Source organism: Piscibacillus halophilus (genome assembly GCF_900110685.1).
GTDB classification, from domain to species: Bacteria; Bacillota; Bacilli; order Bacillales; family Alkalibacillaceae; genus Piscibacillus; species Piscibacillus halophilus.
In genome coordinates this window covers 20,546-34,449 of record NZ_FOES01000029.1, presented here as the reverse complement: position 1 = coordinate 34,449, position 13,904 = coordinate 20,546, and the positions used below count along the sequence as shown (strand labels likewise).

The following is a 13,904-nucleotide window of genomic DNA, read 5'->3' as shown; positions in this document are numbered from 1 at the left end:
ATATCCGAAGCATTAACCAATGGGTTAGACGTAGGATTAGACAAATTATTTGGAAGCGATGGAAAAAGGTTAAAACAAGATATAAAAGTCTTGTTCAGCTTAAAATACCAAAACAAAAAGCTTGGGAATGGGCTAATACAAGGAAGGGATATTGGTGCATAGCATGTAGCCATATACTTCACAGAGCTATTAACAATAAAATTCTCGAGAAAGCTGGTCTAAAAGACTTGAACCAACTTCTCGAGAAAGCACACTCAAACTATTGAACCGCCGTATACGGAACCGTACGTACGGTGGTGTGAGAGGTCGGAGGTTAATCACCTCCTCCTACTCGATTCAAATCAAAATATTTTTCTTTTGATGAACTGATTTAAAAGGAACTTTTAGTAAATTGAATAAAGTTTGTCCGAATTTTTCATGTTTTTCATTTCTCTTTCATAAACTGTACTACTGTGAATGATGTGGAAAGAGGGATGAAACATGAAAGAGACGTTATTTCTGTTTCAAGATGAGAAGGATGCTAATCAGTTTTATTTATTCGTTTTAGCATCTACTTTTAGCGGAAGCGTACAGATTAAAGGGAGCGAAGTACGTATTTCCGGTTACAACAAGTTAAAGCAGACAAGCTTAGTTGATTTGATTTTTCCATTTATTGTTAATTATTACGTGCCGAGAGTTTCTAATTATTTATTAAAAAATTCGTATTACTATCATGACGATGAAATTGAACAGATTGTTCCGTTTGTCTTATCAGTGAGTTCAATTTCAAAAGAATTACACACGGATTTATCTTTTTCTTTATATGAACGCTTAATTTATTATTTATACACACATGAATCGCGTGGAGTTGTCGATATGGAACATTTATATTTAACTCTGTTCCAAAATGAGGACGCATGGTTAGAGATTGTCGGTTACGGAATCGAGGAATGGCAGTTTGAACTTATTTTTCAAGAAAAGATGAATGATTTAAGACATTATGTTTTTAAAAAAAAGCCTAAGCTCCCTAAAGTCATCGTCAACATAAAAGATCGGATCAGATTTTTTGATTCCCACGGGCAACCAATCCGTGAAGAAGTATTAGCTCATTTTCGTAAAGTATCTGGCACGACTGTTATGGAAGAATATGATCAATCAAAATTAGTTTCTACTTTATTGTCTATTGCGCCACAACAGGTTGACGTTTATGCGTCGAATGATCATATGCACACATTGTATTGGATGATGAATATCTTCCAAGAACGAATTAAATTATTCCCGGTTGAACAATTTCCCTATAAAATAGTAGAATAACTTGATTTCTTTCTCGGACATCGTTATAATACGTACATAAAATATGATGAACGTGCTTAGATGAGGACATGAACATGTAGATACAGCATAACAGAGAAGGAAGTCAATGGCTGAGAACTTTCTATGCATGACTACTTGTTTACCACCTCGGAGCATTAATCGTGAAGCTTTGATTAAGTTAGCGATTAACGTATCATCGGCGTTAACGATGTCTGAGAGAGCTGCTTATATTGAGCAGAATCAGGGTGGAACCACGGGTACTAACACTCGTCCCTTTTATTAGGGATGAGTGTTTTTTATTTGGCTGAATTCAAAAGAATGAATCTTTTATAGGATTTCAACTAGTCATTCTTGAACAAATGAGCCACTATTTCAAATAACAAAGGAGTGTATGACGATGTCTGAGATGATTCAAATTAAGTTCCCAGATGGTAATGCTAAGGAGTTTCCTAAAGGGACAACGACTGAAGATATTGCATCTTCCATCAGCTCAGGATTAAAAAAACAAGCGTTAGCAGGTAAATTTAACGGAGAAATGATTGATTTACGCACGCCGATCAACGAAGATGGCTCAATCCAAATCATTACGTATCGTGATGAAGAAGGTCTAGAAGTTCTCCGACACTCTACAGCACATTTAATGGCACAAGCTATTAAACGCTTATATCCTAATGTGAAATTAGGTGTTGGACCCGTCATCGAAAATGGTTTTTATTATGATATAGATATGGAAGAAACCATTACGCCTGAAGATCTTCCGAAAATTGAAAAGGAAATGAAAAAGATTGTGGATGAAGCACTTGAGATTCGTCGTGTAGAGGTCTCACGTGAAGAAGCTAAACAACGTTATAAAGAGATCGGTGATGACTTAAAGTTAGAATTAATTGAGGATATCCCAAAAGGTCAACCAATTTCAATCTATGAACAAGGTGAATTTTTTGACCTATGCCGAGGGGTACACGTTCCACACACTGGTAAAATTAAAATATTTAAGCTGTTAAATATCTCGGGTGCTTATTGGCGTGGAGATAGTGATAATAAAATGCTTCAACGAATATATGGTACGGCTTTTGAGAAAAAGAGCCAACTTGAAGAGCACTTGCGTTTATTAGAAGAAGCAAAAGAACGTGATCACCGTAAGCTTGGTAAGGAATTAGGCATTTTTACTGTTTCACAAAAAGTAGGTCAAGGCCTACCTCTATGGTTACCAAAAGGTGCGACAATCCGTCGTACTATCGAGCGTTACATTGTCGATATAGAAACTAAGCTCGGCTATGATCATGTTTATACTCCTGTATTAGGTAGTGTCGATTTATACAAAACAAGTGGTCACTGGGATCATTATCAAGACGACATGTTCCCAACAATGGAAATGGATAATGAAGATTTAGTTCTTCGTCCAATGAACTGTCCTCACCACATGATGGTTTATAAAAATCAACTATACAGTTATCGTAACTTGCCTGTTCGTATTGCTGAGTTAGGTCAGATGCACCGTTATGAAATGTCAGGGGCTTTAGCAGGTTTGCAGCGTGTGCGTGGTATGACATTAAATGACGCCCACATTTTTGCCCGTCCAGATCAGCTGAAAGAAGAGTTTATTCGTGTGGTTGAACTCATCCAAAATGTCTACAAAGACTTTGGAATCGACGACTATTACTTCCGTTTATCGTATCGTGATCCAGAAGATACTGAAAAGTACATTGATAACGATGAAATGTGGAATAAGGCAGAAGGATTGTTAAAAGAAACAATGGAAGAAATAGGCGTTGAATATGTTGAAGCTATAGGAGAAGCGGCATTCTACGGTCCTAAGTTAGATGTTCAAGTGAAAACCGCTTTAGGTAAAGATGAAACGTTATCAACTGTTCAATTAGATTTTCTTTTACCTGAACGTTTTGATTTAACTTACATTGGTGAAGATGGAAAAGAACATCGTCCAGTGGTTATACACCGTGGTGTCGTTTCGACCATGGAACGCTTTGTTGCCTTCTTAATCGAAGAATATAAAGGCGCTTTCCCAACATGGTTGGCTCCTGTTCAAGCTAAGATTATTCCAGTATCATTAGATGTTCACATGGATTATGCTAAGAAAGTAGAAGATCGTTTACGTCGAGAAGGAATCCGTGTTGAATTAGATACTCGTGATGAGAAACTAGGATATAAAATTCGCGAATCTCAAACACAAAAGGTTCCATATTCATTAGTATTAGGGGATAAGGAATTGAATGACGAGGCAGTTAATGTTCGAAAATATGGTGAAAAAGACAGTGAAACCATTAGTCTAGATCAATTTGTACAACAAATGGTTGATGAAATTGAACAGCATAAGTTATAATAGTGAGCAGTTGTGCTTCTAGTACAACTGCTTTCTTATGTGGATGTTAAGACTCACTCTTGACATTCGTGTTCAGTCATAATATACTGTTAAAAGTGAATTAAATAAGGTCATTGATAGACAAGTAGAAGCACCCGCTTCTCACCTGATCGACGCTATAGGTAGTTGGCAGGTCATCATATTTCTGACACATACGGATGAGTATGTTTTTGAAGAAATAAATGTGTGGGTGCAAAACTTGTACCGACACTTTTTTTATGGTCAAAACACTTGTCGAGGATGCCTTATTCAATGAAACTTTGTTAAGAGTTAAGAGAAAAACAAACCAAAGTTTTTCTACAATTTTGTGGAGGTGGCTCACTATTAGCAAAGATATGAATGTTAATGAGGGAATTCGAGCTAAAGAAGTCCGACTCATTGACTCAAATGGCGAACAATTAGGAATTAAATCTCGTCAAGAAGCTTTAGAGATTGCTGATCGTGCTAATCTCGATTTAGTGTTGGTTGCACCAAACGCTAAACCGCCTGTATGTCGTATTATGGACTACGGTAAATATCGCTTCGAACAACAGAAGAAGGAAAAAGAGCAACGTAAAAAGCAAAAAGTTATTAATATCAAAGAGGTTCGTTTAACACCTGCTATTGAAGAACATGACTTTAATACTAAATTACGCAATGCTCATAAATTCCTTAAAAAGGGCGATAAGGTTAAAGTAAGCGTTCGTTTCCGCGGTCGTGCGATTACGCATAAAGAGTTAGGTCAACAAGTTTTAGAACGTTTCGCTGATCAGTGTAGTGAATTAGCGAATCTTGAAACGAAGCCTAAAATGGAAGGCCGTAATATGTTTATGATGCTTGCTCCTAAAGCGGAGAAGTAAAAGTTATTACAGAAGGAGGACTTTACGATGCCAAAAATGAAGTCGCATAAAGGTTCACAAAAGCGTTTTAAGAAAACAGGAACTGGAAAATTCAAACGTTCACATGCTTTCACTAGTCACTTATTTGCAAATAAATCGACTAAACAAAAGCGTAAATTACGTAAAAGTGCAATGGTTTCTAAAGCAGACGAAGGTCGTCTAAGCAAATTATTACCTTACAAATAAGACTTATTAACGGATAGATTTAGGAGGGATTACAATGCCACGTGTTAAAGGTGGAACAGTTACACGTAAAAGACGTAAACGTGTATTAAAACTAGCTAAAGGTTATTATGGTTCGAAAAGAACGTTATTTAAAACAGCAAAACAACAAGTAATGAAGTCAGGTCAGTATGCTTACCGTGACCGCAGACAGAAAAAACGTGACTTCCGTAAATTATGGATTGCACGTATTAACGCAGCAGCACGTATGAACGATATTTCATACAGCCGTTTAATGCACGGTTTAAAGCTAGCTGGTGTTGATATTAACCGTAAGATGCTAGCTGACTTAGCTGTTAACGATGAGAAAGCTTTCTCTGAATTAGCAGAACAAGCTAAAGCAGCACTTAAGTAATGATTAATAACCCTGAGAGGATGTATTCCTTTCAGGGTTTTATTATATCAGAAGGAGATTCATAAATGGAAATAGGATTGTTAGGAATATTGGTGATGAGCTTAATAGGATTTACGATTATGGGTATAGACAAAAGGAAAGCTAGACAAGGCCGTTGGAGAACACCCGAAAAGACATTGTGGTTAATCGCGGTATTAGGTGGTGCACCAGGGATGTGGATTGGAATGAAGCTCTTTCGCCATAAGACCAAGCATCCATCATTTAAATTTGGATTTCCTGTTTTAACGTTGTTAATCATTTTAGCTGTGGTTTACATGTCATATTAGCTCGTCTTATGTCATATAGTTAACTGTAAAGCAGGAAGGGGGATGGTTATGGAAAATGCTTTAGCATGGGCACAAGAAACGATGGTGTCAACTAGTTATGCAGCACCTGTGCTTTTTATCCTTTTTCATATTATTCGTCCTTTCTTATTCATTCCTGTAGCGTTTATATGTATCACTGGAGGACTACTCTTTGGGTTAACTTATGGAGCGATCTATTCACTTATAGGCGTCACTTTATCAAGTATCATTTTCTATTTCTTTATCAAATTAATGCCTAAACTTTTTGAACGTTTTCATCGTCTTAGAGAAAAAATGTTTGGGAAACATAGTCAATTATCGCTTCCACAAGTGTTATTATTACGTGTAACGCCATTCATTCATTTTCATTTAGTATCTATTTTACTCATTGAAATGACGAGAAACTTTAAAGAATATGCTAAGCTGTCTATATTATCAAATGTACCATTAGCTGTCGTTTACACATCCTTCGGTCAATGGTTCCAGTCCCTTCAGCTTCATCATTTATTAGTACTTTTGGCTGTCATATTATTGATGTTTTATTTTTTAAGAAAGAAAGAGATCGTGATGAAATGGGAAGACTTCTTTGCACCAGACCTCCCCAAATAGTCAACATGTGTTTTTACACATGTTATACTATTTTTCAAAGGGGAGGTTTTTATCGTGAATTGGGACGAGCTGTATCAAATGCAAAAAAATTTAGACGATGACATTCTCATGCGTACTGCGTTAACAAGAGAAGAAGTGTTGGATGAAAAAATATTGGCGCTTCTAGTGGAAATTGGTGAACTGGCTAATGAAACTCGCTGCTTTAAGTACTGGAGTCAAAAAGGCCCAAGTGAATCATCAGTTATTTTAGAAGAGTTTGTGGATGGTATTCATTTTCTTTTATCTATCGGGATTGATTATGGTTATCGCTATCAAATTTCCGAGTGCATCGACCATGATGAGGATCTAACGACATCTTTTCATAAAGTTTATGAAAAAATTAATCGATTTAAACAAAATCCTACTAACATGCATTATCAAAAACTGATGGATACATACTTAGGATTAGGTTCAAAACTTAACTTTACTCAAGAAGATATATTTCATGCCTATTTGGACAAGAATAAAGTGAATCATCAAAGACAACAATCTGGTTATTAATTTTGTGAAATATTTGAAAAACCTTTATAATGGAATAAGTGCATAACTTTAAATGGAAATTGTTTAGGAGGTAGAGAATGTCTAAATTAGATGAAACACTTACGATGTTGAAAGACCTAACGGATGCCAAAGGAATTCCTGGAAATGAAAAGGAACCGCGTGAAGTGATGAAAAAATACATAAGTTCTCATGCGGACGAGGTAACGCAGGATCATTTAGGTAGTTTAATTGCAAAGAAAACAGGGGAAGAAAACGGACCGAAAGTTATGGTAGCGGGTCACTTAGATGAAGTTGGCTTTATGGTTACTCGTATTGATAAGAACGGTTTTATTTTCTTCCAGCCTGTAGGTGGTTGGTGGAACCAGGTTATGCTAGCTCAACGAGTAACGATTATGACTCGTGAAGGAGATATTACGGGTGTTATTGGTTCGAAACCACCCCATATTTTATCAGCAGAAGCTCGTAAGAAACCTGTTGATATTAAGGATATGTTTATTGATATTGGTGCATCAAGTAAGGATGAAGCAGAAGAGTTTGGAGTTCGTCCTGGTGATTCAATCGTTCCTTACTTTGAGTTTACCCAAATGAAAAATGAAAAAGTTCTTTTAGCTAAAGCTTGGGATAACCGAATCGGTTGTGCCATTGCGATTGAAGTGTTAAAACGTCTTAAAAATGAATCTCATCCAAACGTTGTTTACGGAGTTGGAACGGTTCAAGAAGAAATTGGCTTACGTGGTGCAGGAACTTCAGCACATGCGATCCAACCGGATATCGGTTTTGGTGTAGATGTTGGGGTCGCAGGCGATATGCCTGGTGTCGACGATAAAGATGCATCTAGTGAATTAGGAAAAGGTCCACAAATCGTACTTTATGATGCATCGATGGTATCACATAAAGGAATTCGTGATTTAGTGATTGATACAGCCGATGAACACAACATTCCGTATCAGTACGAATCAATGCCAGGTGGAGGAACAGATTCTGGTAAAATCCATTTAACTGGTAACGGTGTGCCATCGCTATCCATTACGGTTCCAACTCGTTATATTCACTCGCATGCGGCTATGTTACACCGTGACGATTTTGAAAACACGGTTGAATTATTAGTCCACGTGATTAAAAAGTTAGATAAAGAAACAGTCGAAACACTTACTTATAATTAATATCAAGAGGCTGTCCCATGACTGAGGGACAGCCTCTTTTTTTGTTTGAAAGTTTGATGTTTCGCCAATTTTGAATGACGTTTCGCCAAATTTTTACTGGCTCTCGCTAATTTATTTGTTTGTTTCGTCAAATTTGAAAAAGGTTTCGCCAATGCATTAGGAAGTTTCGCTAAAAAAGACTCAGCTTTCGCCAAATCGATTAAACATCATTTATAACTTCTGTGCTTCTTCTTCTAAAATGTTTAACATTTGTTCTTTATCGGATTCATCTGCATTTTCCCAAATCATCTCAAATAACACACCTAAACCAGGGAGCATTTTTTCTTCTCCGCTTTCTATAGCGTCAAGAATCGTCGCTTCCAGTTCTTTCTCATTATTTCCAGCAATGTTATTTCTAATGGCTTTTCTTAAATTTAAATCCATTTTGGTCACCTCTTTAGTATATACATTTTATATGTAGTTTGACCATTCGATACCAAACTATGTATGATGGTATCAAAAAGTATATTAGGAGATCAGATCATGCTTGAATCTAAACAGAATCATTTAATTAAAACATGGAAAAAATTACATAAGAAGAAGTATCGAGATGAATGGCAGCTGTTTTTAGTTGAAGGTTGGCATTTGGTTGAAGAAGCGATTAAAAGTAACTGGTCCATAGAAACACTTGTAGTGAGTGAAGACCATAATATACCTGAAGCTTGGGAGGATTTAAAAATCACACAAGTGACAACTGAAGTATTTCAATACATTTCTCAAACAGAAACACCTCAAGGAATCATGGCTGTCGTTAAATATAAAGACCATCCAAGAATAGATTCATTCAATAAGGTATTATTAGTGGATGCTGTTCAAGACCCAGGAAATGTTGGGACGATGATTCGTAGTGCATTAGCTTTTAATATTGATGGGGTTATTTTGGGTAAAGGTACAGTGGATTTATACCATGATAAAGTGATTCGAGGCACACAAGGAGCCCTCTTTCATATACCAGTTATAAGAGATGATCTTGCTAACTGGATTCATCAACTAAAGGATCGAAATATTCCTGTTTTCGGAACGGAATTAGATGAAAAAGCAAAGCCATTACAGGAGGTAAGAGCTAAAGATTTTGGCATTATTGTCGGAAATGAAGGAAGTGGGGTTAACCCAACTTTGCTTAGTCAAGTGGATGACACGATTTATATACCCATTCACCAACAGAGTGAATCTCTTAATGTTGGGGTGGCAACGAGTATCGTCTTATATCACTTTGCTCATCTGACTTGATAATTTTTGAAATCTTATCTATAATACATTTCAGAAACAATTGAATGTTTAAAAGCTATGAATGAGCATAGTAAGCTTTTCAGGTTAATGATTGTCAGGGAATGGATATCTAAGACTGGAAGTATCCAAATCGTTTGAAAGGCCGAATTTCACTCAGGAGCTGGAACTTGGACCAATTTGTAAAGGTTTCCCGGCGTATTCGTCCGTTATCGAAATGAAGTGGATAGCCTGTGTAGGTTATCAATTAGGGTGGTAACACGGAATCAAAACTCGTCCCTTTGAGAAGGGAGGAGTTTTTTTATTTGGATTACATATATCATGAGGAGGTTTATAAGTTGAAGGAACGATTGAATGAAATAAAAGAAGAAGCGTTGGAACAAATCCAATCGGCTGTAGATGAGAAAACATTACAAGATGTTCGAGTCTATTTCTTAGGAAAAAAAGGTCAAATCACAGAAGTCTTAAAAGGTATGGGTAAGCTTTCAAAAGAAGAACGTCCAGTGATTGGTCAATTGGCTAATCAGATTCGTGATGAAATTTCAGAGGCTCTTGAAACTAAGAAAACAAAACTGGAGCAAGCAGCACTTGAACAACAACTTGAGGAAGAAGCTGTAGACGTCACACTTCCTGGACGTCCCGTACAAGCAGGTGGTCCTCATTTATTAAGAAAAGTAATTCGAGAGATTGAAGATCTTTTTACAAGCATGGGGTATTCGGTTGCGGAAGGGCCAGAAGTTGAAACTGATTTCTATAATTTTGAATCATTAAATTTACCAAAAAACCATCCCGCACGTGACATGCAGGATACATTCTTTATTACTAAAGAATTGCTTATGCGTACTCAAACGTCTCCGGTTCAAGCACGTACGTTAAGAAAACATGAGGGTCAAGGTCCAGTAAAAATTATTTGCCCTGGAAAAGTTTATCGACGTGACACGGATGACGCGACACATTCACATCAGTTTACTCAAATTGAAGGGTTATATGTTGATGAAAACATCCGAATGAGTGATTTAAAAGGAACGTTAAATGTTTTTGCTAAGCACATGTTCGGTGAAGATCGAGCCATTCGCTTACGCCCAAGTTTCTTCCCTTTCACTGAACCTTCTGTAGAGATGGATATTTCGTGTAAGATTTGTCAAGGTGAAGGGTGCTCAGTTTGTAAGGGCTCAGGATGGATCGAAATTCTAGGTGCTGGAATGGTTCATCCAAATGTACTTGAAATGGCAGGGTTTGATTCGAATCAATATAAAGGTTTTGCATTTGGTATGGGGCCTGAACGAATCGCTATGCTGAAATATGGTGTAGAAGATATTCGTCATTTCTATACAAACGATATTCGATTCTTGAAACAATTCCATGGGGTTTAAGAGAGGAGTGTAGGAGTAAATGTTAGTATCGCGAAAATGGTTAGAACAGTACGTAGATTTAGATGGAATTAGTACGGAAGATTTAGCTGAAGATATAACAAAAGCGGGACTAGAAGTTGAAGAAGTAAGAGGTCCAGTATTAAATGATGAAAATATTGTAGTTGGGTATGTACAAGAATGTGTACAACATCCGAATGCTGATAAATTAAATTTATGTCAAGTAGATGTCGGAGACGGTGAACGTGCACAAATCGTATGCGGTGCTCCAAATGTTTCCGAAGGTCAGTATGTTGTAGTAGCAAAGCCTGGTGCTCGTTTGCCTGGTGGACTAAAAATCAAAAAAGCCAAATTACGTGGAGAAGTATCAGAAGGGATGATTTGTTCTTTACAAGAGTTAGGCTTTGAAGATAAGTATGTTCCAGAGGACTTTAAAGATGGAATTTACGTTATTGATGAAGAAGTGGCGGTTGGTGAACCTGCATGTCCATTATTAAATTTAGATGACGCGGTTATTGAAATCGAGTTAACTGCCAATCGTTCTGATTGCTTGAGCATGATTGGAGTAGCTTATGATGTCGCAGCGGTTTATGAAAAAGATCTTAAGTTACCAGAACCAACTGTTTATATTGAGAATGAGCTTTCATCAGATTATATTTCAGTTGAGATTGAAAATGATAAAGCTAATCCGTATTACGGGGCATGGATTATAAAAGATCTCGATATTAAAGCATCTCCGCTTTGGTTACAGAACAGACTCATTAGTGCGGGGATCCGTCCGATTAACAATGTTGTAGATATTACGAACTATGTCTTAATGGAATACGGACAGCCGTTACATGCTTTCGATTATGATCGTTTTAAATCTCAAAAAGTCGTCACCCGTATGGCTAACGAAGGAGAAACAATCATAACGTTAGATGGAGAAGAACGTACTTTATCTCCTGAACATTTAGTCATTACGAATGGGCAAAGTGCTCATGCTATTGCAGGTGTAATGGGTGGCGAAGAATCTGAAGTACAAGATGATACGACCACGGTTTTACTAGAGGCTGCTTATTTCAACCCTTCTGTTGTTCGTCAAGGGTCTAAAGATCACGGATTGCGCAGTGAAGCAAGTTCTCGTTTTGAAAAAGGTGTAGACATAACACGTGTTAAAGAAGCGGCTACTCGTGCGGCCCAACTGTTATCTGAAATTGCTGGTGGAAAAGTTTTAGGAGAAATGGTTGAAAAGGGTTCAACAGAATGGAATCCTAAGATAGTTGAATTTACAGCTAGTGAGATCAATCAACGTATCGGTACAGAGATTGCGATTGATGAGATGAAAAATATTATTGAACGACTACGTTTGGATTACGAAGTGAACGGTGAATCCTTTACGGTTAAAGCACCTGCACGTCGTCGTGATATTTCGATTAAAGAAGATATGGTTGAAGAAATTGCGCGTTTGTATGGTTATGACCGGATCCCTTATACATTACCAGAAGGTGTTATGAAAAAAGGTGGTCTAACTCCTCGTCAAAAATTAGTTAGAGAAGTTAATCAGTACTTACAGAAAGCTGGATTAAATGAGTCCTTGACCTACTCATTAACTAAAGAAGATTGGGCAAATCAATTTGTTAGTCCAGAAATTAAAGCATTAGGTTTAGAGCCTGTTGCATTGGCTTTACCAATGACAGATCTTCACAGCCATTTACGTTTAAGTGCTATACCTGAACTGTTATCAAGCGTTCAACATAATGTTGCTCGTAACCAATATAATGTCGCGTTATATGAATTAGGGTCCATTTATTTACAGAAAGAAAAAGATCAGCAACCTGAGGAGAACATGCGTGTGGCTGGTGTAATCACAGGGTTATGGGAAGACCATCCATGGCAAGGTGAGAAAAAACCGGTTGATTTCTTTGTAATTAAGGGCATATTAGAAGGGTTATTTGTTCATTTACATGACGAAGAAGTAGCTTTTGAAAAAGCTGAACTAGATCGATTACACCCAGGACGAACAGCAGTTATGAAACTAAACGATGACATCATCGGTTATGTCGGTCAAGTTCATCCAACGGTTCAAAAAGAATATGATTTACAAGACACCTATGTCTTTGATTTAAACCTGGATCAAGTATTAGAAGCTGTTCAATATCGTGAAGACTATCGAGTGATTACAAAATATCCAGCTATTGCACAAGATTTAGCCTTTGTTGTCGATCGTGATCTACCAGCGAAACAACTAGAAGATGCTATCAAGGAACAAGGTCAACCACATCTAGAAACTGTGCGAGTATTTGATGTTTACCAAGGTGAGCATATGGAAGAAGGGAAAAAGTCAATCGCTTTTAACCTCATTTTCCAAAATGACGAACGTACCTTGAAGGATGAAGAGATAGAGGAAGCAAGACAAAAAATTGTTAAGCATTTAGAAAACGAATACCAAGCCGTATTACGAGGCTAAAAATAACACCCCAGCAATGGTATGTAAGTTCCATGACTGGGGTGTTTATTCGTTTAAAAAAAGGCTGTTTGGTCAACTGTTATAATGATTTTCCTTTTTTAGTATTGGCAAAATGAACTTTAGCTACTTGGTCTAAATAAGCCTCGCCTTTCGATTGGATAATTCTTTTGATTTGTTGGTCTACAACCTTAGAGGCACCTTTTTGTAAATCAAAGCCAACTTCTTTTGATAGGCGAGCCATCTCATAAATAAACCGATATCTCGCAATCATCGAAGCAGCTGCAACAGGTGTGGAGTAACTTTCTGCTTTCGTCATAAAAGTAAGGTCTTGTCTTGGCTGACCTCCTGTTGCTTTTACATGATTATGGAAAATTTCGGGTTTGCAGAATTGGTCTACTAAAATTCCGCTAGGGTCTATGGAGTCATCCATTCTATTTAACACATTTTTAATAGCATGATGATGCATCCAAGACTTCATTCGGCCTTGAGACCAACCTTTGCGCTGTAACTTATTGTACTTTTCATTACTTAAAGTTAATGAGCTATAAATGATATCTGTTTTTAATATATCTTTAACAATTGACTTAATCGTTGGGTCTTTTAAAGTTTTAGAATCTTTAACTCCTAACTCACGAAGTAAGGCTTGTTGTTTCTCTGTCGCATAAACAGCTGCTACCGTAATGGGGCCGAAGTAATCGCCTGTTCCTGCTTCATCTGATCCGATATGATCTTGTTTAAGAAATCCAGGAGAATGTTGACTCGACTTGGAGTTAGTGGATTTAGTTGATGTTGTCTCGGAAGATTCCCATTTTTGAGCTTCTTGAGAGTGTTGTTGACCTTGGAAAAGAACTTTTCCTGATTCATAAGCCGTTATTTTACATCCATTCATAGTCGCCACTAATACAGAATGTGGTGGGGTTTTGGATTCTCGGTAAGGAGAATAATGCTGGATGAGTTTCTTCATTTCATTTGGTTTTAATTTAATGACAGTTTGTCCCATAAATTGACTCCTTTATTCATGCTATAATTATTATATCA

At 37.1% G+C, this 13,904-nt stretch carries 14 protein-coding genes and 3 other annotated features; of the genes, 12 read left to right on the top strand and 2 right to left on the bottom strand.

What is annotated here, in order from left to right; all coding sequences use genetic code 11:
* Positions 1-480: 480 nt before the first annotated feature.
* From ytxC to BMY57_RS11600, 9 genes are all read left to right on the top strand, one after another.
* A complete protein-coding gene (gene ytxC / locus BMY57_RS11640; RefSeq protein ID WP_091774507.1) occupies positions 481-1,293 on the top strand; it encodes a sporulation protein YtxC in 813 nt (270 codons plus the stop codon).
* 48 nt (positions 1,294-1,341) lie between these two features.
* Positions 1,342-1,571, top strand: a binding site (T-box leader).
* 119 nt (positions 1,572-1,690) lie between these two features.
* On the top strand, positions 1,691-3,631 hold the full coding sequence (thrS, locus tag BMY57_RS11635; RefSeq protein ID WP_091774505.1) for a threonine--tRNA ligase: 1,941 nt from the start codon (positions 1,691-1,693) through the stop codon (positions 3,629-3,631).
* A gap of 116 nt (positions 3,632-3,747) precedes the next feature.
* Positions 3,748-3,893: a sequence feature (ribosomal protein L20 leader region), on the top strand.
* A gap of 112 nt (positions 3,894-4,005) precedes the next feature.
* Complete coding sequence (gene infC, locus BMY57_RS11630) at positions 4,006-4,509, top strand: translation initiation factor IF-3 (RefSeq protein WP_143063829.1); 504 nt, start codon at positions 4,006-4,008, stop codon at positions 4,507-4,509.
* Positions 4,510-4,536: 27 nt separating this feature from the next.
* Positions 4,537-4,734, top strand: coding sequence for a 50S ribosomal protein L35 (gene rpmI / locus BMY57_RS11625; protein WP_091774501.1), 198 nt, complete (start codon positions 4,537-4,539; stop codon positions 4,732-4,734).
* Between the two features lie 34 nt (positions 4,735-4,768).
* Complete coding sequence (gene rplT / locus BMY57_RS11620; protein ID WP_091774499.1) at positions 4,769-5,125, top strand: 50S ribosomal protein L20; 357 nt, start codon at positions 4,769-4,771, stop codon at positions 5,123-5,125.
* Positions 5,126-5,190: 65 nt separating this feature from the next.
* Positions 5,191-5,451, top strand: coding sequence for a DUF1294 domain-containing protein (locus BMY57_RS11615; protein ID WP_091774497.1), 261 nt, complete (start codon positions 5,191-5,193; stop codon positions 5,449-5,451).
* A 48-nt stretch (positions 5,452-5,499) separates the two neighbouring features.
* The gene (locus BMY57_RS11610) at positions 5,500-6,078 is read left to right on the top strand and encodes a TVP38/TMEM64 family protein (RefSeq protein WP_091774495.1); all 579 of its coding nucleotides are present in this window, start codon (positions 5,500-5,502) and stop codon (positions 6,076-6,078) included.
* Between the two features lie 54 nt (positions 6,079-6,132).
* Positions 6,133-6,618, top strand: coding sequence for a dUTP diphosphatase (locus BMY57_RS11605; protein WP_091774493.1), 486 nt, complete (start codon positions 6,133-6,135; stop codon positions 6,616-6,618).
* A gap of 77 nt (positions 6,619-6,695) precedes the next feature.
* A complete protein-coding gene (locus BMY57_RS11600) occupies positions 6,696-7,781 on the top strand; it encodes a M42 family metallopeptidase (protein ID WP_091774491.1) in 1,086 nt (361 codons plus the stop codon).
* A gap of 210 nt (positions 7,782-7,991) precedes the next feature.
* On the opposite strand, the gene sspI is transcribed toward BMY57_RS11600, so the two are convergent.
* Positions 7,992-8,204, bottom strand: coding sequence for a small acid-soluble spore protein SspI (sspI, locus tag BMY57_RS11590; RefSeq protein ID WP_091774487.1), 213 nt, complete (start codon positions 8,202-8,204; stop codon positions 7,992-7,994).
* Between the two features lie 99 nt (positions 8,205-8,303).
* On the opposite strand from sspI, the gene BMY57_RS11585 reads away from it, so the two are divergent.
* The 3 genes from BMY57_RS11585 (at position 8,304) to pheT (ending at position 12,866) form a co-directional block, all read left to right on the top strand.
* Positions 8,304-9,050 carry a TrmH family RNA methyltransferase gene (locus tag BMY57_RS11585; protein WP_091774485.1) on the top strand — a complete coding sequence of 249 codons (747 nt, stop codon included), beginning with the start codon at positions 8,304-8,306 and terminating at the stop codon, positions 9,048-9,050.
* A 48-nt stretch (positions 9,051-9,098) separates the two neighbouring features.
* Positions 9,099-9,331: a binding site (T-box leader), on the top strand.
* 54 nt (positions 9,332-9,385) lie between these two features.
* Positions 9,386-10,420, top strand: a complete 1,035-nt coding sequence (gene pheS, locus BMY57_RS11580; protein ID WP_091774483.1) for a phenylalanine--tRNA ligase subunit alpha — start codon at positions 9,386-9,388, stop codon at positions 10,418-10,420.
* Positions 10,421-10,439: 19 nt separating this feature from the next.
* On the top strand, positions 10,440-12,866 hold the full coding sequence (gene pheT / locus BMY57_RS11575; protein WP_091774481.1) for a phenylalanine--tRNA ligase subunit beta: 2,427 nt from the start codon (positions 10,440-10,442) through the stop codon (positions 12,864-12,866).
* Between the two features lie 79 nt (positions 12,867-12,945).
* Here the strand turns inward: pheT and rnhC are convergent, their stop codons facing one another.
* Positions 12,946-13,866 (bottom strand): ribonuclease HIII, encoded by a 921-nt coding sequence (gene rnhC, locus BMY57_RS11570; protein WP_091774479.1) that lies wholly within the window; start codon positions 13,864-13,866, stop codon positions 12,946-12,948.
* Positions 13,867-13,904: the final 38 nt, after the last annotated feature.